This is a genomic window from Brevibacillus sp. MS2.2 (assembly GCF_013284345.1).
Classification (GTDB): Bacteria; Bacillota; Bacilli; order Brevibacillales; family Brevibacillaceae; genus Brevibacillus; species Brevibacillus brevis_C.
Window position 1 is genome coordinate 41,269 of record NZ_JABSUZ010000033.1, and the last position, 19,685, is coordinate 60,953.

General features: G+C 49.3%; 20 protein-coding genes and 1 riboswitch. Of the genes, 10 read left to right on the forward strand and 10 right to left on the reverse strand.

Going from position 1 to position 19,685, the window contains the following annotated elements:
* Positions 1-187: 187 nt before the first annotated feature.
* Entirely contained in the window at positions 188-2,917 is a 2,730-nt protein-coding gene (acnA, locus tag HP568_RS23575; RefSeq protein ID WP_048034021.1) for an aconitate hydratase AcnA, read from the reverse strand.
* 287 nt (positions 2,918-3,204) lie between these two features.
* Between acnA and HP568_RS23580 the strand changes: the two genes are divergently transcribed.
* From HP568_RS23580 to HP568_RS23590, 3 genes are read left to right on the forward strand one after another with little or no spacing between them, the layout of a single operon-like run.
* Positions 3,205-4,962 carry an ABC transporter ATP-binding protein gene (locus HP568_RS23580; RefSeq protein ID WP_173630394.1) on the forward strand — a complete coding sequence of 586 codons (1,758 nt, stop codon included), beginning with the start codon at positions 3,205-3,207 and terminating at the stop codon, positions 4,960-4,962.
* A 3-nt stretch (positions 4,963-4,965) separates the two neighbouring features.
* Positions 4,966-5,640, forward strand: coding sequence for a response regulator transcription factor (locus HP568_RS23585; RefSeq protein WP_173630395.1), 675 nt, complete (start codon positions 4,966-4,968; stop codon positions 5,638-5,640).
* Positions 5,637-6,695 (forward strand): sensor histidine kinase, encoded by a 1,059-nt coding sequence (locus tag HP568_RS23590; protein WP_173630396.1) that lies wholly within the window; start codon positions 5,637-5,639, stop codon positions 6,693-6,695. The genes HP568_RS23585 and HP568_RS23590 overlap by 4 nt, the downstream gene beginning before the upstream one ends.
* 62 nt (positions 6,696-6,757) lie before the next feature.
* On the opposite strand, the gene HP568_RS23595 is transcribed toward HP568_RS23590, so the two are convergent.
* The 5 genes from HP568_RS23595 to HP568_RS23615 form a co-directional block, all read right to left on the reverse strand.
* Positions 6,758-7,783, reverse strand: a complete 1,026-nt coding sequence (locus HP568_RS23595; RefSeq protein ID WP_173630397.1) for a ThiF family adenylyltransferase — start codon at positions 7,781-7,783, stop codon at positions 6,758-6,760.
* 4 nt (positions 7,784-7,787) lie between these two features.
* A complete protein-coding gene (gene moaD, locus HP568_RS23600) occupies positions 7,788-8,495 on the reverse strand; it encodes a molybdopterin converting factor subunit 1 (RefSeq protein ID WP_173630398.1) in 708 nt (235 codons plus the stop codon).
* A 103-nt stretch (positions 8,496-8,598) separates the two neighbouring features.
* Positions 8,599-9,417: an SPL family radical SAM protein gene (locus HP568_RS23605; RefSeq protein ID WP_048034016.1), complete on the reverse strand. Its 819-nt coding sequence runs from the start codon at positions 9,415-9,417 to the stop codon at positions 8,599-8,601.
* A gap of 12 nt (positions 9,418-9,429) precedes the next feature.
* Positions 9,430-10,143 (reverse strand): 2OG-Fe(II) oxygenase, encoded by a 714-nt coding sequence (locus HP568_RS23610; RefSeq protein ID WP_173630399.1) that lies wholly within the window; start codon positions 10,141-10,143, stop codon positions 9,430-9,432.
* The gene (locus HP568_RS23615; protein WP_173630400.1) at positions 10,136-10,675 is read right to left on the reverse strand and encodes a methylated-DNA--[protein]-cysteine S-methyltransferase; all 540 of its coding nucleotides are present in this window, start codon (positions 10,673-10,675) and stop codon (positions 10,136-10,138) included. The genes HP568_RS23610 and HP568_RS23615 overlap by 8 nt, the downstream gene beginning before the upstream one ends.
* A 172-nt stretch (positions 10,676-10,847) precedes the next feature.
* On the opposite strand from HP568_RS23615, the gene moaC reads away from it, so the two are divergent.
* The 5 genes from moaC to HP568_RS23640 all read left to right on the forward strand — a co-directional run bounded on the left by moaC (position 10,848) and on the right by HP568_RS23640 (position 16,060).
* Positions 10,848-11,330, forward strand: a complete 483-nt coding sequence (moaC, locus tag HP568_RS23620; RefSeq protein ID WP_173630401.1) for a cyclic pyranopterin monophosphate synthase MoaC — start codon at positions 10,848-10,850, stop codon at positions 11,328-11,330.
* A 3-nt stretch (positions 11,331-11,333) separates the two neighbouring features.
* A complete protein-coding gene (locus tag HP568_RS23625) occupies positions 11,334-12,590 on the forward strand; it encodes an MFS transporter (protein ID WP_173630402.1) in 1,257 nt (418 codons plus the stop codon).
* A gap of 60 nt (positions 12,591-12,650) precedes the next feature.
* Positions 12,651-12,766: riboswitch (SAM riboswitch) on the forward strand.
* Between the two features lie 84 nt (positions 12,767-12,850).
* Positions 12,851-14,032 carry a pyridoxal phosphate-dependent aminotransferase gene (locus HP568_RS23630; protein WP_048034012.1) on the forward strand — a complete coding sequence of 394 codons (1,182 nt, stop codon included), beginning with the start codon at positions 12,851-12,853 and terminating at the stop codon, positions 14,030-14,032.
* A gap of 153 nt (positions 14,033-14,185) precedes the next feature.
* Positions 14,186-14,656 (forward strand): hypothetical protein, encoded by a 471-nt coding sequence (locus HP568_RS23635; RefSeq protein WP_047071893.1) that lies wholly within the window; start codon positions 14,186-14,188, stop codon positions 14,654-14,656.
* A 195-nt stretch (positions 14,657-14,851) separates the two neighbouring features.
* Positions 14,852-16,060, forward strand: a complete 1,209-nt coding sequence (locus HP568_RS23640) for an aminotransferase-like domain-containing protein (RefSeq protein WP_173630403.1) — start codon at positions 14,852-14,854, stop codon at positions 16,058-16,060.
* A 55-nt stretch (positions 16,061-16,115) separates the two neighbouring features.
* Here HP568_RS23640 and HP568_RS23645 read toward each other — a convergent pair whose 3' ends face one another.
* The 3 genes from HP568_RS23645 to HP568_RS23655 form a co-directional block, all read right to left on the reverse strand.
* Entirely contained in the window at positions 16,116-16,934 is an 819-nt protein-coding gene (locus tag HP568_RS23645; protein WP_173630404.1) for an alpha/beta fold hydrolase, read from the reverse strand.
* 143 nt (positions 16,935-17,077) lie between these two features.
* Positions 17,078-17,926, reverse strand: coding sequence for a family 1 encapsulin nanocompartment shell protein (locus tag HP568_RS23650; protein ID WP_173630405.1), 849 nt, complete (start codon positions 17,924-17,926; stop codon positions 17,078-17,080).
* A gap of 37 nt (positions 17,927-17,963) precedes the next feature.
* A complete protein-coding gene (locus tag HP568_RS23655) occupies positions 17,964-18,563 on the reverse strand; it encodes an IMEF encapsulin system ferritin-like cargo protein (RefSeq protein WP_048034009.1) in 600 nt (199 codons plus the stop codon).
* 332 nt (positions 18,564-18,895) lie between these two features.
* Between HP568_RS23655 and HP568_RS23660 the strand changes: the two genes are divergently transcribed.
* Both HP568_RS23660 and HP568_RS23665 read left to right on the forward strand, forming a co-directional pair.
* Complete coding sequence (locus HP568_RS23660) at positions 18,896-19,177, forward strand: DUF2325 domain-containing protein (protein WP_007721245.1); 282 nt, start codon at positions 18,896-18,898, stop codon at positions 19,175-19,177.
* Between the two features lie 64 nt (positions 19,178-19,241).
* A complete protein-coding gene (locus HP568_RS23665; protein WP_017250462.1) occupies positions 19,242-19,388 on the forward strand; it encodes a hypothetical protein in 147 nt (48 codons plus the stop codon).
* Positions 19,389-19,418: 30 nt separating this feature from the next.
* Here the strand turns inward: HP568_RS23665 and HP568_RS23670 are convergent.
* Positions 19,419-19,685: S1C family serine protease (locus HP568_RS23670; RefSeq protein ID WP_256434955.1), on the reverse strand; the 267-nt coding region annotated here is incomplete at its 5' end.

Here is a 19,685-nt window from a genome sequence, read left to right on the forward strand (position 1 = left end):
CCACTTAAGCGTGGCCCATCAGGAAGAGAAAACAAAAAGCAGGCCATCGGTGATCCTGCAAACGACAACCACAACGACAATCATGCGTCTGGTTGGAAACGTAAAAAAAGAGCAGACTGCCGAATTCTCGGAGTCTGCTCTTTTCGTTGGGTGGGTGCTGATACGAACTTATTTTTTATTCGTTTGCTTACGCAGTTACTGGTTTACCTTCATCCAGCAATTGACGCAGAACCGTTTGCAGGATACCACCATTGCGGTAGTAGTCTACGTCTACCATGGAATCGAGGCGCACGATTACTTCGAATTCGAAAGTGCTGCCGTCTTTCTTCGTCGCTTCTACTTTTACGCGTTGGCCAGGTTGAACATCATCGGAGAGGCCCACAATGTTGAAGGACTCAGTACCGTCGATGCCAAGGGACTTCCAGCTTTGGTCACCAGCGAATTGCAGAGGCAGAACGCCCATACCAACCAGGTTAGCACGGTGGATACGCTCGAAGCTCTCAGCGATAACCGCTTTGATACCCAAGAGGAATGTACCTTTTGCTGCCCAGTCACGGGAAGAACCAGTACCGTACTCTTTACCAGCCAGTACAACGAGTGGAGTACCGTCTGCTTGATACTTCATGGAAGCATCGTAGATGGACATTACTTCGTCAGTTGGCAAGTATTTGGTTACGCCACCTTCAGTTCCAGGAGCTACTTGGTTGCGGATACGGATGTTTGCAAATGTACCGCGCATCATTACATCGTGGCTACCACGACGAGCACCGTAGGAGTTGAAGTCTTTGCGTTCTACGCCGTTAGCTTGCAGATACAGACCTGCTGGGCTAGTTGGCGAGATGTTACCAGCTGGGGAGATATGGTCAGTTGTCACAGAATCACCGAAGAGTGCGATGGTGTTCGCTGCTTTGATGTCTGCGATTTTAGCGATTTCTCCAGCCAGGTTTTGGAAGAATGGCGGCTCTTGGATGTACGTGGATTTTTCATCCCACTCGTACAGGTCGCCAGTTGGAACGTCGATTTTATTCCAAGCTTCGTTTTGCGTGAACACTTGGCCGTACTCAGCGCGGAACAGAGCAGGATTCATCGCTTTGTCCATTGCAGCTGCGATCTCTTGTGGAGTTGGCCAGATGTCTTTCAGGAATACAGGTTGACCGTCTTTGCCAGTGCCGATTGGCTCTGTAGCCAGGTCGATATCTACAGTACCTGCCAGTGCATAGGCGATAACCAATGGAGGAGAAGCGAGGTAGTTCGCTTTTACCTGTGCATGGATACGACCTTCGAAGTTACGGTTACCGGAGAGTACCGCTGCAACTGTCAGATCTTCGTCTGCGATAGCTTTGCTGGTTTCCTCTGGCAATGGACCGGAGTTACCGATGCAAGTGGTGCAACCATAACCTACTACGTTGAATCCGATAGCATCCAAGGAGTCGATCAGACCAGCGTCAGTCAGGTATTGCGTAACTACGCGGGAACCTGGAGCCAGGGAGCTTTTTACGAAAGCAGGCTTTTTCAGGCCTTTTTCCACAGCTTTTTTCGCCAGGATACCTGCACCCAGCATTACGCTAGGATTTGATGTATTGGTACAGGAAGTGATCGCTGCGATTACAACCGAACCAGTTTTCAGCGTAGCTTTTTCACCGTTTGCATAAGCAACTGGTGCGCTAGCTGCGATTTTCTCTTCGGAGAGACCAAATCCGCCTTTGTCGATCGGCGTACGGAGGCTGTTATTGAAGGATTCCTTCATAGCAGTCAGTTCTACGCGGTCTTGAGGACGTTTTGGACCAGCCAAGCTAGGTACGACAGTGGACAGATCCAGTTCCAATGTTTCGGAGAATACTGGGTCAACAGTCTCGTCAGTACGGAAGAGGCCTTGTGCTTTGGTGTAAGTTTCAACCAAGGAGATGAGGTCTTCTTCGCGACCGGTTTGACGCATGTAGTTGAGTGTCTCAGCATCTACTGGGAAGAAGCCCATTGTAGCGCCGTACTCAGGTGCCATGTTTGCTACGGTAGCGCGGTCAGCCAGCGAGATGTTGGACAGGCCTGGTCCGTAGAACTCCACGAATTTACCTACAACGCCTTTTTTACGCAGCATTTGTGTAACAGTCAGAGCGAGGTCAGTTGCAGTTGCACCAGCATTCAGTGTGCCAGTCAGTTTGAAACCAACTACTTCTGGGGTTACGAAATACAGAGGTTGGCCGAGCATTCCTGCTTCTGCCTCGATACCACCAACACCCCATCCAAGAACACCAAGACCGTTGATCATAGTGGTGTGGGAGTCAGTACCTACGAGAGAGTCAGGGAAAGCAACCAATTCGCCATCTACTTCACGAGTAGCGATTACAGTTGCGAGGTACTCCAAGTTTACTTGGTGAACGATACCAGTAGCTGGAGGAACCGCACGGAAGTTGTCAAACGCAGTTTGTGCCCAACGCAGGAAGCGGTAGCGCTCTTGGTTGCGTTCGAATTCCAATTTCATGTTGTTGTCCAGAGCGGACGCGTTACCGAAATCGTCAACCATGACGGAGTGGTCGATAACGAGGTCAACTGGAACCAACGGGTTGATTCGTTTTGGATCTCCACCAGCGCGCTTCATCGCGATGCGCATCGCTGCCAAGTCAACTACAGCCGGTACACCGGTGAAGTCTTGAAGAACGATACGAGCTGGCATGAGAGGTACTTCTTGGTTTTCGTCGCGGCCTTTTGTCCAGGTCGCCAATTGTTGTACGTGTTCTTTCGTGATCGCGCGGCCGTCGAACTGACGGACAGCAGCCTCGAGCAGAACTTTAATGGAGAACGGCAGTTTGGAAACATCGCCCAATCCTTGTTCTTCCAACCCTTGCAGGCGATAGTAAGCAAAAGACTTGTCGCCTACTTGCAGGGAAGACTTTACTTTGTAAGCATCTTTGTTAGCCAATGTATACAACCTCCCTATAATAACTTGGAGTTTCATCTGATGAAACTTTGTTTCGTTTCTTCATTACGAACCTATTATATACGATTTGTTTCCCGGCTTCTACCCCAAATTCATCATTTATATACAAAAATCATAGGTAAAGAAAATTGGATCACGAACGTCTTCTTACTAGAAAGAAGAAAATTGCACGCACTTCAATATTATCCCGTTTATATTTCGTTTACATTCATGCAGTATCTTATCACTTGGAAGTGAATGAGTGGAGGAAAAAGGGGAGAAATGAACGAATGGAACAAACCAATAGTGTAGCGAAATGGGGAAACTGGCGGCCTTTCTTTCGATTAATAAGGGAAACAAAGCCATCCAAGCTAAAAATCGGTGTCGCGTTGTTCATGAGCATCGCCACCACGCTGGTGAGCTTAGTGATTCCGCTGTTTACGAAGGATTTGGTGGACAGCTTTTCCCTATCTACGATCACGACACCACAAATCATTCTTTTGATTGTTGCCTTTATCGCACAGGCCATTGCGGGAGGGCTGTCCATCTACTTATTAAATCATGTCGGCGAGAGTGTGGTGGCCTCACTCCGTGAAAGACTCTGGAAAAAGCTGCTCATCCTGCCGATCTCTTATTATGATAGCAACCGGACTGGTGAGACGATCAGTCGAATGACCAACGATACAGGTGTCGTGAAAAGCCTGATTAGTGATCATCTGTCCAGCTTTTTCACAGGATTAATCACGATCATTGGTTCTGTGGTGACTTTGCTCTACCTCGATTGGCAAATGACGTTAACCATGCTCGTTGCTGTGCCGCTGTGCATCGGGATTCTCATACCGCTTGGCAGTCAAATGTACAAAATTTCGAAAGGTCTGCAAGATGAGACCGCCAGCTTTACGACGATTATGAATCAAGTGCTCCAAGAGATGCGGCTCGTCAAATCTTCCAATGCCGAAACCCACGAACTGGGAATGGGAACAAAGGCAATCGGGAATCTATTCCGATTCGGGCTGAGAGAAGGAAGAGTCCAAGCGGTCATTGGACCGTTAATGTCCTTTATCCTGATGGTGCTGCTCGTGGTTGTGATCGGCTATGGTGGCATGCGCGTGTCCACGGGAGCATTGACAGCTGGTGAGCTGGTCGCATTTATTTTGTATCTGGTGCAAATTGTCATACCGCTGGGGCAATTCACACAGTTTTTCACCTCCTTGCAAAAAGCCATGGGGGCAACTGAAAGAATCATTGCGACACTGGACGCCGAAGAAGAAGATCTTTTGACAGGACGGACGCTTGAAAATGCTGGCCTGCCCATTCATTTGAACCATGTGAGCTTTGCGTATGAGAACGGGGAAACGATACTCGATGATGTCAGCTTTACGATTGGGGCCGGAAAAGTAAATGCGATTGTCGGACCGAGTGGCAGCGGCAAGACGACGTTGTTTTCCCTGGTTGAAAGGTACTACCAGCCACTGAGTGGAGAAATTAGGCTGGGCAATGATCCCATCACAGATTTTTCCTTGAAGTCGTGGAGAAGCCAAATCGGCTACGTGTCCCAGGAAAGTCCATTGATTGCCGGAACCATCCGAGAAAATATTTGTTACGGGATTTCACGGACGATTAGTGACGAGGAACTGAAGCAAGCAGCAGAGATGGCCTATGCGGATCAATTTATTGAAGAATTGCCGAATGGCTATGAGACAGAAGTAGGGGAGCGAGGCATGAAGCTATCAGGAGGACAACGCCAACGAATCGGCATTGCCCGAGCACTGCTTCGGGACCCGCAAATCTTGATGCTGGATGAAGCGACCTCTAGCTTGGACAGCAATTCCGAGATGATCGTCCAGAAGGCGTTGCAAAATTTGATGAAGGGACGCACCACCCTCGTGATTGCCCATCGGTTGTCGACCGTGGTGGAAGCAGATCAAATCATCTTTTTGGAAAAGGGAAAAATCACAGGAATGGGTACACATGAAGAGCTTTTTCAAACACATGGAATGTACCGGGAATTGGCTAGTCAGCAATTGCTCGTAAAAGAGAGGGTGTAAAACGTGACCACGATTATGGTAGTCGACGACGATCCGCATATTCGCGAGCTCGTCAGCGTCTTCTTGCGCAATGAAGGCTTTACGATAGTGGAAGCCGCAGACGGACAGGAGGCACTGGACAAATTGGAGTCGGTTGCCGCACAACTGGTGATTCTTGACATCATGATGCCGAACATGGACGGCTGGGAGCTGTGTCGAAAGCTTCGCAAGTATTATGATTTTCCCTTGCTCATGCTGACTGCAAAGGGTGAGACGTCGCAAAAAATCAAAGGCTTCGAGCTAGGGACAGATGATTATTTGGTGAAGCCGTTTGATCCGCAGGAGCTGGTCGTCCGGGTAAAAGCGCTGCTCAAGCGTTACCGGATTGCCGCTTCGCATCAGGTTCAAGCAGGGCGGCTGCTACTTGATCGTAAAACGTTTGCAGTCGCCAGTGGGACGAAAACATGGACCATTCCACTCAAGGAGTTCGAGCTGTTGTTCAAACTCGCCAGCTATCCCGGGCAGACCATTTCCCGCGAGCAGCTGATCGAACAAATATGGGGCTATGATTTTGAAGGAAATGAGCGTACGGTAGACGTGCATATCAACCGATTGCGAGAGCGTTTTCCGGAAGCGATGTACGGCTTTTTGATCCGGACGGTCCGGGGACTTGGTTATCGTTTGGAGATTGTTGTATGAAAATGAGGCGACAAAAACATTCCCATGCTTTGCTGAAACTCGTAGGCGTGGTGGGCATATGTGCTGTTTTTGCCTTGTGCGGATTGGGTGCATACGCGATTACCTCGCTCTTTTATGGCTATATGGACTATCATCCCAATGATTTTGTAAAAGTGTTGGTCCATTCCGTTTTGAACTGCATATTGTTCATTGGGGTAGGCATGATCATTTCTTTTTTCACTATGCCAAGGCATCGAGGCAGGTTTCAACCATTGATTGATGCACTCAGACGGATTGCCATGGGGGATTTTCGGGTCAATCTCGATATCAAGCTGGCGCACGAATGGGGGGAGCTGGTGGATGGCATCAACCACGTGGCGGAGCAATTAAATGAAATGGAGAAGCTGCGGCAGGAGTTCATCTCCAATGTTTCCCACGAAATTCAATCGCCTTTGACGTCGATCAGCGGGTTTGCTCGGGCTCTGCATAATGAAAGACTAAGCCCAGAAGAGCGTCATCGTTACTTGGAGATTATCGAGTCGGAAAGCAAACGGTTGTCCAAGATCAGTGACAACCTGCTTAAGCTCACTGCGTTAGAGGGCATCCAGCATGAGTTGGAGCGGAAGCCGTATCGGTTGGACACGCAGCTACGCGCAATCATCCTCGCATGCGAGCCGCAATGGATGGCGAAAGAGATTGAAATGGACATAGACTTGGAAAAAGTTGAAATCGTCGCCGACGAAGATATGCTGAGTCAAGTCTGGACCAACTTGCTTGGCAACAGCATCAAATTCACGGAGGCAGGCGGGAAAATTAGCGTAAAGCTGGAGACGGTAAACGGAGAAGTGCTCGTGAAAATAATCGACTCGGGAATCGGGATATCCAAAGAAAATCGGGAGCGCATTTTCGAAAGGTTTTTCAAGGCGGACCCATCGCGGAACCGAGCCAATTCGGGCAGTGGCCTGGGCCTGGCAATCGTGAAAAAAATAATCGATTTGCATCATGCCACAATCGCCGTTGAGAGTGAAGTCGGGAAAGGTACCACGTTTACGATTACATTTGTTCAATCAGCATAAAAAAGCTGCCCCTTCGTCCGGGTTGACGGTCTGGGACAGCTTTTTTCATGACGAGTAACCAGTTACGCGCCGATATATTTGGCATGGAGCGAACGTGCCAGGCTGATGTCATCTGTGCCTTGCACGAGTACGCGACCATCCGGGAAAATGACGAGCGTGTACGTATCAACACGGAAACGCAGTAAAAACTTGTTTTGCTCGATTTGTCCCAAAGGGGAAAGTCGATCAGCCAATGCATTCAAATCAAGTGTCATTGCAGTGGCGGGCGAGATTTGTACGGTGTCTCGACCGCAAAGCGAAACGGCTTGTCCATCCTGGGTATCCGGCTGCAAAAACGAAAATTGCTTGTGCCCACATGTCGGACAGTCGTCTCGGCGGGCATTGACCACCTTGATTTGCTGATGGCGGTTATGCCAAATCTCAAAGTGCTCCAGATTCGGATTGAGCTCATCCGTTGCGCCTACTAACAGCTTGAATGCTTCGGTTGCCTGATAGGAGGCGACGATGTGAATGATTGGTCCGATGACGCCAGCCGTGTCACACGTAGGCATCTCACCCGGGTTCGGCGCTTCAGGGAAAAGACAGCGCAAGCAAGGTGTGATCCCCGGTCGAATCGCGGTAAATGTTCCGGTCGCACTCACGGCGCCACCGTATACCCACGGGATGCTATGTTTAACGCAAACATCGTTCACGAGATATCTCACCTGAAAATTATCCGTCGCATCCAGAACAAGATCGACATCTGCCAGCAATTCCTCCGCATTGTAAGCGGTGAGGTCTGCAACAATCGGATCGATGGTGACGGCTGAGTTGATCTTTGTCAGCTTGGCGTGAGCGGCGATTGCTTTTGGCAAATGTTCGGCTGCATCGGATTCGTCGTAGAGCATTTGACGCTGTAAGTTGCTCGGCTCGACGAAGTCGCGGTCAATGATGCGGACAAAACCTACTCCAGCACGGACCATATGATTGGAAAGAACGGTTCCGAGCGCTCCCATGCCGACGATCGCTACACGGCTTTGCCCGAGCTTTTCTTGTCCACTGCGCCCGATTGGATGAAACAATATCTGACGGGAATAGCGAGTATCCAAGGCGTTACTCCACCTTTCCTTCTGGCATCGCAAGCGGATTCCATGGTCCTTGCTGATGTCCCTTCCATTCGCTGCCATCTTCCCACATTTCTTTTTTCCAAATGGGGACGATCTGTTTAAGTCGCTCGATGGCATAACGGCCTGCTTCAAACGATTCATTGCGATGCGCTGTTGCAACGGCACAAACAACCGCAATCTCTTCCACAGCCAAATGACCGATACGATGGTGCATCGCGACATGCGCTCCCGGCCAGCGTTCCTCGATCTCTGCTGCGACCTGCTTCATTTTTTCAACAGCCATAGGGGCATAAGCTTCATAGGACAAATACACGGTGCGCTGACCATGGGTAAATTCCCGAACAGTTCCGACAAAAGTAAGGATTGCGCCTGCATGCGGGTTGCTCACCAGACGAACGAGCTTGTCCGCAGAAATCGGCTCCTCGGTAATGGCAAAGCGCGGGTCTTCTTCTCCGCCGCTTACAGGAGGTAAGAGGGCAATCTCGTCTGCGGCTGAAATGATCTGATTTTTCGCTGCATATTCATGATTGATGGAGACAAAGCAACTGCCTAAAAGCGCAGAGAGCGCAGGATATTCTTTTTCCACTGCTTGCAGAAGATCGCTAACGGTCGCGCCTTCAGATAGGGTCAACTGTACTTCCCGGGCATTCGCACGTTCAGCGAGTCCGGCAAATAACAAGATCGTAATGGTCAAGATAATTCCTCATTTCCCTGGATGATACTACTCTCTAGGCTAGACGATATCATAAACCGATCAAAGTTGCCAATGAATGGGGTGTTACAATCAGCGGTTACTTCTAAGGGGCGAAGCCTTCCTGACTCAAATAGATCTGATCCGGGGGGAAAATACGTACTAGCCGATCATAGACGATTCGATAGGCGGAAGGATCATACCATTGTTCCAGTCCAAGCTCTTCATAGAGTGCGGGTATGCCGTTTCTTTTCGTTCGGTTACCGCCGCTGCCATCTCCCATATAAAAATCGTCGACACAGACACGTGTGACCAAGGGGCGCAAAATCTCCGGGAATGACTCACTGCTAGGTAAAACAGGGGCAATTGTTGCTTGTGTAGGGATGCCTGCTTCCGCCAAGCGTTGGAGTGTTTTGAGTCTCGCTTGAATGGGGGGAGCCTGTGGGCTAAAGTGCCTGCGAATCTCCTCCAAATCGGTCTCGACAGTCATGCTGACGCGGACGCGATCCCCCAGCAGGAGCAACAAATCGGCATCCCGCCAAACCAAGGGGCTTCTCGTCTGCACCAGCAAAAAATCGGGTGGATTCTCTACCATGACTTCGAGTAAAGACCTCGTTACCTTTTCCGTTTGTTCGACGGGCTGATAAGGGTCTGTACTCGAAGACATGAAGATGGTCACCTTTCCTTTTTTCTTTGCCCGCATTAGCTCCTTGCGCAATAAGTCGGCAGCTTGCTGCTTAATGTCAACCCACGTGCCCCATTGCTCGTTGCGAAACAAAGAGACAGGCATTTGCCGAACATAGCAATAGGAGCAGGCGAAAGAACAGCCCGTATACGGATTGAGCGAATGGGTGTAATCCGCAAGAAATCCGCTTCCTTTATTGAGGAGGGTTTTCGGCATTTTATAGGAAAGGATGCTTTTCATATTGGGCGTTCCTCACTTTGCATCATGAAAAATAATCCCGAGGCTGTAGCGCGTGCCCGAGGTAATCGTGCTGACACCGTGGCGCAGTGTGTTTTTATAGTAGCCTCGCGTTCCCTGCACAGGACGATAGGATGTCGGGAAAATCAGGCCAGCGCCTTGCTCCAAGGTTATCACATGTCCCCGGCTCTGCGCGCGCGGCCGTTGCTCCATCAGCAGAAATTCTCCGCCCCTGTAGTCCGTCTCCTTCTGATTCAAGGCAAAAACCACTTGAAACGGGAAGAACACCTCCCCGTACATATCCTGGTGTAAACAATTGTAGCCGCCCGTTTCGTATTTCAAAATCAATGGAGTGGAGCGTAGCTGACCCTGATCGTGACATTGCGCCAAAAATTCAGGGAGGGTGGCAGGATAGATGGCTTCGCGTCCAAGCATTTCCAGCCACCGATTCGCAGTCTGCGCAAGCATTGGATAGAAGCCTTCGCGAAGCTCCTGCAAGAGCAAGGGAAGGGGCGCCTGATAATAACGATACTCCCCTTCACCGAAACGGTACCGTGCCATCTGGATCGTATTGCGAAAAAGGTCATCCTGTCCATACGTAGCGATTAATTCTTTGCACGCATCTGCACTTATTAAGGAAGGAAAAGCAGCATACCCTTGTTCGTCCAGCTCCTGTTGTATGGAATGCCAGTCAAGTGCAGCGATCCTTTCTGTCACCGATTTAGCCATGCTTCACACTCCGATTCGTCTTTTTCTCCAAATCAAGCAGAGTTGTCTTCATGGGCAATCCACCACGATAGCCAGTTAGTGAACCGTTTTTACCGACAACGCGGTGGCAAGGGATTGTAATGAGAACCGGATTGGCACCGATTGCGGCACCGACAGCACGAACAGCAGCAGGCTTTTCAATGATGTTCGCAATGTCGGTGTACGATGCCGTTTGACCGTATGGGATTTGGCGCAGTGCCTCCCAGACAGCGAGCTGAAAAGGCGTTCCAGACAGGTCGCAATCCATGGAAAAATGCTCGCGCGTTCCCTGCAAATATTCCATCAGTTCTGTTGTAAAAGGCTTTAGCCATTGATCGTCTTGCACCAATGCACTTTGTGGGCGATGCTTTTTAACCCACGATTCCAATTCGGCAAAAGGCTGGTTGACCGAGCCAATATAACAAAGCCCGGCAGCCGTAGCAGCCAAATAAATGGTCCAATCACCATGCACTAGCATTGACCAACGTACCGTCTGATCCTTCATCGTTTCCATTTCCATACGCCTCCTTTGAACTGTGTACGCACAGTATAACCTCCAGCACCTGCTCTTCGTACGTTTTAAGGAGTGGATGAGCAAGATAACGAAACAAGTCCTCTACATTCCCATTGCTTTTATCCAGCGGCGGGAGTAAGGTAGGAGGAGATAGAGGAGGAACGATGCGAGTATGGCTGATCAATTAACACATTTTAATGAACAAAATCGAGCGCGGATGGTGGACGTGTCTGAAAAGGACGTCACAAAACGGGTGGCTGTAGCCGAGAGCCAAATCAGCATGAAACCCGAAACCCTCGCCCGAATCCGCGAAGGTCGAATCGAAAAGGGCGATGTACTCGCCGTTGCGCAGGTAGCAGGTGTCATGGCTGCCAAAAAGACGTGGGAAATCATCCCGATGTGTCATCCGCTGCCATTGACTGGCATCGACATACAATTTGCTTTTGTAGATGAAACGACGCTTGCGATTACAGGAACCGTGAAGACGACAGGGAAAACAGGCGTCGAGATGGAGGCGTTGACCGCTGTCAGCGTAGCGGCTTTGACGGTGTATGACATGTGCAAAGCCATGGATAAAGAAATGATAATCGGTCCAACCAGTCTGCAATCCAAAACAGGCGGAAAAAGCGGCGATTTCCATCGGGGAGAGAAGTAAGGCATGAGGCAAAAGTGGGAATCCTATCCGAGCAGCATTCGTTTATTGGCGATTGCTGCCGTCATTTTTTCTACCGGAATGGCGTGTATTTGGCCGCTAGTCACGATCTATATTCACAACCATCTCGGAAAGCCGCTGACTGTAGCCGGCTTCTTGTTGCTTTTAAATCAAGGCGCATTCTTGATCGGGAGTATTGTCGGCGGGATGATGTTTGACCGCTGGGGCAAAATGCGCACCATCATTGTCGGTTCCATTGGCGTTATTCTGATATCGATCGGCTTAGGTGTTACGCAAGATTTTACGATTTATGTTGCCTTGCTTCTGCTGAATGGACTTTTTTACGGAACACTTTCTCCTGTGATGAATGCACTGGCCGTAGTGTTATGGCCGGACGGAGGACGGAAAGGAATCAATCTGATTTATGTCTCCCTCAATGTGGGGGTAGCTGCCGGTTCTGCGTTGGGCGGCTTCTTGGCAAGTGTGTCATTTGCCTGGACGTTTTTCGGTAATGCCATTTCGCAAGTGGTCGTTCTCGCCATGTTCATGCTCATTTTGCCGCGTCAGTTAAAAAGGGTGGAACAACAAAGCCAAAACTCGACGACTGGACAAAGCATGCCTGAGCAAGCAACTGGTGATGTGCTGCGACAACCACAGCAAGAGTCAAAGGTGGTATGGGGGGCTTTGCTGCTATTATGCGGGGGGCTATTAATTAGCTGGATTGTCTATGTACAGTGGACGACGGTGCTGTCGACTTACATGCAATCCCTGGGCATTACACTCCGTCAATACAGTCTGTTGTGGACGCTGAATGGCGGCTTGATCCTGTTCGGTCAGCCGTTGATTGCGTGGGTCATTCGACGCTTTGCCCGTACGCTAAAGGCACAAATGCTCTTGGGCGCTTATATTTTTGCCTTGTCGATGCTGATTTTGTCTCAATCAACGGCTTATGCAGGCTTTGTGGCAGGCATGTTCATCATGACGCTGGGAGAAATGCTCGTGTGGCCAGCGGTGCCGGCTGTTGCTGCACAGTTTACGCCAGAGGGACGAGAAGGCTTCATTCAAGGGCTGATTGCAGGGACTGGATCAGCTGGACGGATGCTCGGACCATTGCTTGGCGCATTCATTTTCCAATCGATTCATGCGCAGGGACTATTGTTCGTGATGGCAGGCTTGTCGTTGGTGTCTGTCGCATTCTTTGCCTTCCACACCTCTTTTCAAAAAAGAAGGCATCAAGTACCCGTACAGAATCAAGCATCTTGACACGGTATACGTGCTCAAGTAGTATGATATAGACGAAAAAACAGTATATTCCGTGTGTTTGACTTATTCAGAGAGGTGGAGGGACTGGCCCTATGAAGCCCGGCAGCGGATCTGTTCCATGTGATGGACAGATGCTGTGCCAATTCCAGCAGGATTTTTTTCCTGACAGATAAGGACGTGACCAAGCTGATCTCCCCCTTTTTCTGTATGGAAAAAGGGGGTTTTACTGTATTGGGCCCCAAGAAAGGAATGGAAGAAAGATGCGCATTCAACCCTCCGACATGATTGATCGACTCCCTACCCAGTTTTTTGCGACCCTGGTGGCAAAAGTAAACAAGGTCATTGCGCAAGGCCATGACGTCATTAACCTGGGGCAGGGCAATCCCGATTTGCCGACACCGCCGCACATTATTGAGGAATTACAGGCACAAGCGGCACAACCACTCCATCACAAATATCCGCCTTTTCAGGGACGCGTGGAACTGAAGCAGGCAGTGGCTCATTGGTATAAGCAAGAATTTGATGTGGACCTCGATCCGGAGGAAGAAGTAGCGATATTGTTCGGCAGCAAAACCGGACTCGTAGAGATTTGCCAAGTACTCATGAACGCAGGCGATGTTGCACTGGTTCCAGATCCAGGCTATCCGGATTATTGGTCGGGGGTTGCTGTCGTAAACGGACGGATGGTCATGATGCCGCTGAAGGCGGAAAATGACTTCTTGCCAGACTACAGCCAGCTCTCCCAAGCTGATTTGGATCGAGCGAAACTGATGTTTCTCAACTATCCGAACAATCCGACAGCAGTCAACGCACCACTCGAGTTTTATGAGGAAACGATTCGTTTTGCGCGAAAACATGAAATCGTCGTCTGCCACGACTTCGCCTACGGGGCGATCAGCTATGACGGGAAAAAGCCGGTCAGCTTCATGCAGGTTCCGGGAGCAAAAGAAGTGGGCGTAGAATTCTATACGTTGTCTAAAACGTACAACATGGCAGGCTGGCGTGTTGGTGCCATGGTAGGGAATCGCGAGCTGGTTCGTCTGATCAATCTCATTCAGGACCATTACTTCGTCAGTCTGTTCGGAGCGGTACAGATGGCGGCAGCCAAAGCGATGACGGAGTCGCAGCAGTGCGTTCGCGACCTCGTGGCTGTCTACGAAAGCCGCCGCAATGCCTTGTACTCCAATCTGCATCGGATTGGCTGGCAGGCTCCACCATCACAAGGTTCGTTTTTTGCTTGGCTTCCTGTTCCAAGCGGCTTCACATCCGTGGAGTTCTCTGACCTGCTTTTGGAAAAAGCGCATGTTGTCGTAGCGCCGGGAAATGGCTTTGGTCCGACAGGTGAGGGCTATGTGAGAGCGGCTTTGTTATCCAATGAAGATCGTCTCGCAGAAGCGGTCCAACGGATTGAGCGGTTAGGGTTATTTACGAAAACCAAATAAAAGCGAGTCAAATTGGCCACACTACCATATAAATGGAGTGTGGTTTTTTCTTCTAGAATAAAAATCATTCTCATTATTGACAGATAATGATTTTCATTATACGATGTCATTGTTGTTAATGATAATTAGTCTCAGCGAGAGCGGGAGGGTACCATGCGCTATCAGATTAACGGTTACACGGATATGTATACGGTGATCGCCAACGAGCGGAAAATCGGCGGAGCCATTGAAGCAGGCCAGATTCGCTTGCGGACTGGAGAAGTTTACGCCAATGCTGTTCTCACTCGGTTGGAAATGTCAGGTGCGCATTTTTGCTCGATCGGATTTGTAACAGAAGAAGGCAAAAGACTGATTGTCCATGTGAATGATATCAGCATGATCGCTGATGCTCGTCACGTTAACGTTTGTGAGCTGACGAACGAATGCATGAGAGTGGAGAAGTCCGCAGAGAGACTGAAGCGATTGAAGCGTCTCTGTGAACTGAATGAAGGCAGCTGTACGCCGACCTTCCAGGAAGAGGCGTTACTGTTGGCAAGCGATATTGGTATGGAAGAAGCGTCCGCGCATGTAGACCTCTCTTTCCTCCCACACACAGAGAAACCACGTGTGTTCCGAATTGCCTAGGAAGATATAGCCCATACATATGGACCCCTTTTCGTTTGATACGAAGAGGGGTTTTTTGCATGAAGTGTGTCAAGACTAACGATTGAACAACCGCTCGACATAGTCAAAACCTATCCACTCATAGCTACCAAGGATTGGACTTACGAGAGGGAGAGTGATAAAACAAGGATAAGCAAAATCAAGGGGGAACGGAACATGGAGTACTCATTTTCAAAATCTGTTGAAGCACTATCCTCCTCGGCTGTCCGGGAAATCTTGAAGCTGACCCAAGGCAATCAAGTGCTCTCGCTCGCAGGTGGACTGCCAGCAGAGGATTCTTTTCCAATCGCAGAGATGCGCGAAGCGTTCAACCGCGCATTCGAACAAGGAGCAAAAGCTCTTCAGTACGGATTGACTGATGGTTACTTGCCGCTTCGTGAGTGGATTGCATCCCGCATGAAGCAAAAGCATATGAACGTCGGTTCAGATAATATGATCATCACTACGGGCTCTCAGCAAGCAGTAGACTTGTTGTGCCGTGTATATTTAGACGAAGGCGATGTCGTTCTCGTAGAAAACCCTACTTATTTGGCAGCCGTTCAGTTGTTCCAATTTCGGGGAATCAAAGCGATTCCCGTAGACGGTGATGCCGATGGGATGGATCTGGACGATCTGGCGAAAAAAATAGCCCAGTATCGTCCGAAAATGGTGTACGTCATTCCTACCTTTGCCAATCCGACAGGAAAGGTATGGAGCCTCGAACGCCGTCTCGGATTGCTTCGTCAATGTAAGGCCCAAAACATTCTCATTCTGGAAGACGATCCATATGGAGAGATCCAATTCGATGGGGAAGCACCGTATCGCTCGATTTTCTCACTGGATGAGCATCCGACTGATTCCTGTGTGGTGTACACCAGTACCTTTTCCAAAATTGTCGCGCCAGGCTTGCGTACTGGATGGGCCATTGGAGATACACGCGTGATTCAAATGATGGTGAAGGCGAAGCAAGCTGTTGATTTGCAGTCGAGCACAATTGATCAGTACGCTTTGTATGAGCTTTTGTCCCGCTTTGATCTGGAGAGTCACATTGAGAAAATCCGCGAGTCCTACAAGGCGCGCATGGAATGGATGCATGAGCTCTTGGTTGCGCAAAACTGGGAGGGTGTACAGTGGGAAAAACCAAGGGGCGGGATGTTCCTCTGGGTGAATCTTCCAGAGCACGTTGATGCAGAGAAGCTGCTGGCCCGCTCCGTACAGGAAGGCGTGGCATTCGTACCAGGAAAGCCGTTTTATGCAGCAGAGCCGCAATTCAATACGATGCGCTTAAACTATACACTTCTGAACCGGGAAGACACAGAGCTTGCCATTTCACGACTGGGCAAAGCATTCCATGCGTACAGCGAATCTTTGGTGACAAATGTTTAATGGAAGAAAAAAGACAACCATTCTCATGGAGCTGGTTGTCTTTTTTCATGCATGTTTACAGGGAGAGCTCTCTTTGGGCCCGATCCAGCCATTCATTCACAAGCTCTGTAAACAGAAGCGGCTGCTCAATCTGCAAGTTGTGTCCGGCACAATCGAGTGCGGCAAATGAAGAGCGGGGATAGCCTTCGATGATATCCCAAATATCGCGATAGCCGACTGAATGATCTTGTTTGCCCACAACAAAAAGACTCGGGTGGGGGAAGGGGGCCGTATCCAATGGGAAGGACACGCCGTATGACTGTCTGATTTTACTGAGGAAAGAAGGGTCGGACAGCATGTAGCCGTCGACAATCTCTTTTTTATAGCGGTTCCACGTATAATCGGTAGCGACTACCGCCATCGACTCAAACTCCACTCGTTCCGCCTCACTCAACTGCTCCCAGAGAGAAGGCTCCTTTACTAAGAGGGGTTTATCCGGCAGTGTGCGCATCTGTTTATCAGGAATGATGTTCGGGCAGATGAAAAGGGCGCCCTTCACTTGATCCCGGTGCTTCTCGATAACCGCTCGTGCAAGATATCCGCCGTATGATTCACCTGCAAGGAAAAAGGGCTCACCTGGAATGAGTTGATCGATGAACGCGAGGACAACCTCTAAAATATCGTCCGTGGTGTGGATATGTTCGTAGTTTTCCGTTTGTCCCATTCCAGGCAGGTCTATGTAAAGTCGTCGGTATCCCGGATGTTTCTCAAAAATTGGCTCCAGACAACCTGTCATACAACGGTGATCTAGTGAAAAACCGTGAATCATCACGACAGGAAAACCGCTTCCAATCTCCTCGTAATAAAGGTTGACGCCATTGACCTCGCATCTCATAAAAAGCCCCCTAACGACATTTGTGTCAGATTGTTCCGAAAGTTTGGAACGTACGTTCTTATTATAAGTGATCTGTTACATATTTCAAGGACGAAAAAACACACCCATAACGAGCGTCGTTAATGGGTGTGTCAAAGAGCTTCCTATTCTTCTGTTTCTTCCAAGGTGCAAATGGCGCTTGGACGCTTGATGCGCAATACAACGCACTCATATACACGGAACAGACTGTTCATTTGCTCGTCTCCGAGGAATGCGGAGTCGAAGTCTTCTGCAATCGCCAGGTCGAGATTGTGGCGGCCAGTCGCTACCAATACGCCGGAACGGCCTTTAATGGTAGGAGATTGGAAGACACCATCTGTAACGAGATTGCGAACATGCTCGATCTCAAGCACGTTGGTGCCTTTGTGCACGCGATGCAAGAGAGAGTAGAGCTCAGGAGAAACAACCAGTGCATACGGACCGCTGTGGCCCATTTTTAACAGCTTATTGCGCGCTTCCACGATATCGGCAAATGCATTGCCAGATTCCATCCAATCGCTCTTCAGATGAGTGAGGCGGCCTTTTACGTTCATCAGGCCTGGTAGGTCGAATTCCGCAGCACCGTTGAAGATCAGATCGTCTTCCATCAATGCACCACCAGCAGCTGCGTTTGCAGCCGCGCTCATGTCCAAAGGCATGCCCAGTGTGCGTGCTTGGGCAACATCGCGCCAGTAGAGCATGAAATCCTTGTACAGGATCGGAATCGTCATGCTGACACGGCGGCTAGGCTGTGTCAGCTCCAGTGATTCTCCCCGGAGGGAGAGACCGCCAAAACGGGATTCCTCATATACATCGTTGGTAATGGTTTGGATACCTTCACCCAATGGTCCATAAATATCGATAAAACGCCGTCCTACCAGTTGGCGGCGAGCCATGTCAACGACAGTTGCGTCCAGTTGGTTCCATTCTTCAGTCGTCAAGGGAGAGTCTGGGTATTTACGAAGCTTGTCCATCGTGTAACCTCCATGTCATTTCAGGATTTCCGGTTCTTTACATTCCTTTCAAGCTGCCAACTGTCAGCCCTTTTTTGCCAGAAACTGCAGGGGCGGAATGCTTGATCACGGAAGCAACACCGTGAGGAGCGGAAGCCGAAGCTTTCAAATGATCTACCTGGTGAATGTCGTGCCCCTCATCGTGATCAGTGAGATCAGGATGAGCCGCGTCAGAGAATCGTTGGCTCATGTTTGCCATGATCTCTTTGACTGTCAAATAGTCTGTATGCGTCTTTTCACGCATGCCATCGAGGAGCTGACGTGTTTCGTCATCCTTGAATTCATACAGAGACAGCTCCAGATGCTCGCGGAAATTGTGCAGTCCAAAACGTTCCAGATTCACATCAGACAGCATTTGCGAGAGGTCGCGATCACTGAGCTGATCCAGGCTTTTTCCTGAGGACAGTTTCTCCAGGTAGGGAACCAATTCCTGCAAGCGACCCATACGCTGTTCTTCTTCTTCCAAAATATGATGGTAGTAAAGACGAGTATGCTCGTCCGTTGCCGCGTCGATAATCGGCTGGATAACGCCCATGAAGCTGTTGATATAACCTCTGGTGCGATCAAAAATGGCGTGCAGCTGTGTAATTTCTTGCACCCTACGCCACCTCCTCATTCACAATCTATTTTTTCATTATACCGTTGGAAAAAACACCCGGGCAACACCTATGTACATTTTCCTATGATTACGAAGAATATGGCGCGGTGCAATTTGGAAAAGGGGGCAGAAACGTTAGAGCGCCGTGGCTTTGCTTATCGGCTTCGTTTCTAGTTTTGTTTTTTGACAAAAAAGTTATCATGGAGAGTATTGTCAAAGGCAATTGGGAATGATAATATTTATCAATAAGAGTGATATTCATTATCAATTAGCGCATTCTGAGAAGAAAACATAAATCCTGCAAGCACCTAAATTTAAGGAGGTAACAAGTTATGTCATCTATTTTAGTAATTGGCGGAGATCGCCTGGGCAATATTATCGAATTTCTGCAAGGGCAAGGCTTCAAGGATATTCACCACGTAACTGGACGGAAAAGCTCGCAAACGGGAGTGAAAATTCCGGCTGGTATCCACATGATTTTGGTGTTGACTGATTTCGTCAATCACAACTTGGCCAAAACGGTGAAAAACCAAGCCAAAGATCGCGAGCTGCCCATCGTTTTCTGCAAGCGTTCGTGTTCTGCGATTGCCAAAGCTTTTGATCTCACTGCGTAAATACATATTCTCCAAGCTGGGCAGACTACGATCGTGAGTCTGACACAATGGAGGAATGACGCGTATGGAACAGAATCGTTTGAGTGAACTGCCTATCGCACAGCTTACGGCCGCTCAGCTGCAACAATTAAAACAGGCAGAAGAACAAATCAACACAGAAGGTCCAAATGTATATCTTATTGCATTAGAGAAGCAATCCCCGTCCTCCTAGACGGGGTTTTTTTGTTGAATCGTTTGCTTCTCACTTGAATACGTATTGCTCCAGTTGCATTTTAAGGGCGTCAATCCCAATGGCGAAGCCCAAGCATTGGCTCGATTGAATGATGAATGCATTGAGACCAACGACTTCCCCATTCAAATTAATGAGTGGACCTCCGCTATTTCCTGGGTTAATCGCAGCATCCGTCTGAAAAATTTCTTCGTACATTCGCTTCGCAACCTGTAAGCGGCGGTTTTTGGCACTAATGATCCCCGCTGTCACAGAATTTTCCAAACCAAGTGGGGAACC

Coding starts and splice junctions, on each gene's coding strand:
- moaC (WP_173630401.1), top strand. CDS start 10,848: ATGGCTGATCAATTAACACATTTTAATGAACAAAATCGAGCGCGGATG.
- HP568_RS23650 (WP_173630405.1), bottom strand. CDS start 17,926: ATGGACAAGCTTCGTAAATACCCAGACTCTCCCTTGACGACTGAAGAA.
- HP568_RS23605 (WP_048034016.1), bottom strand. CDS start 9,417: ATGAAAAGCATCCTTTCCTATAAAATGCCGAAAACCCTCCTCAATAAA.
- HP568_RS23610 (WP_173630399.1), bottom strand. CDS start 10,143: ATGGCTAAATCGGTGACAGAAAGGATCGCTGCACTTGACTGGCATTCC.
- HP568_RS23665 (WP_017250462.1), top strand. CDS start 19,242: ATGGAACAGAATCGTTTGAGTGAACTGCCTATCGCACAGCTTACGGCC.
- HP568_RS23640 (WP_173630403.1), top strand. CDS start 14,852: ATGGAGTACTCATTTTCAAAATCTGTTGAAGCACTATCCTCCTCGGCT.
- HP568_RS23660 (WP_007721245.1), top strand. CDS start 18,896: ATGTCATCTATTTTAGTAATTGGCGGAGATCGCCTGGGCAATATTATC.
- HP568_RS23625 (WP_173630402.1), top strand. CDS start 11,334: ATGAGGCAAAAGTGGGAATCCTATCCGAGCAGCATTCGTTTATTGGCG.
- HP568_RS23580 (WP_173630394.1), top strand. CDS start 3,205: ATGGAACAAACCAATAGTGTAGCGAAATGGGGAAACTGGCGGCCTTTC.
- HP568_RS23615 (WP_173630400.1), bottom strand. CDS start 10,675: ATGGAAACGATGAAGGATCAGACGGTACGTTGGTCAATGCTAGTGCAT.
- HP568_RS23635 (WP_047071893.1), top strand. CDS start 14,186: ATGCGCTATCAGATTAACGGTTACACGGATATGTATACGGTGATCGCC.
- HP568_RS23590 (WP_173630396.1), top strand. CDS start 5,637: ATGAAAATGAGGCGACAAAAACATTCCCATGCTTTGCTGAAACTCGTA.
- HP568_RS23645 (WP_173630404.1), bottom strand. CDS start 16,934: ATGAGATGCGAGGTCAATGGCGTCAACCTTTATTACGAGGAGATTGGA.
- HP568_RS23630 (WP_048034012.1), top strand. CDS start 12,851: ATGCGCATTCAACCCTCCGACATGATTGATCGACTCCCTACCCAGTTT.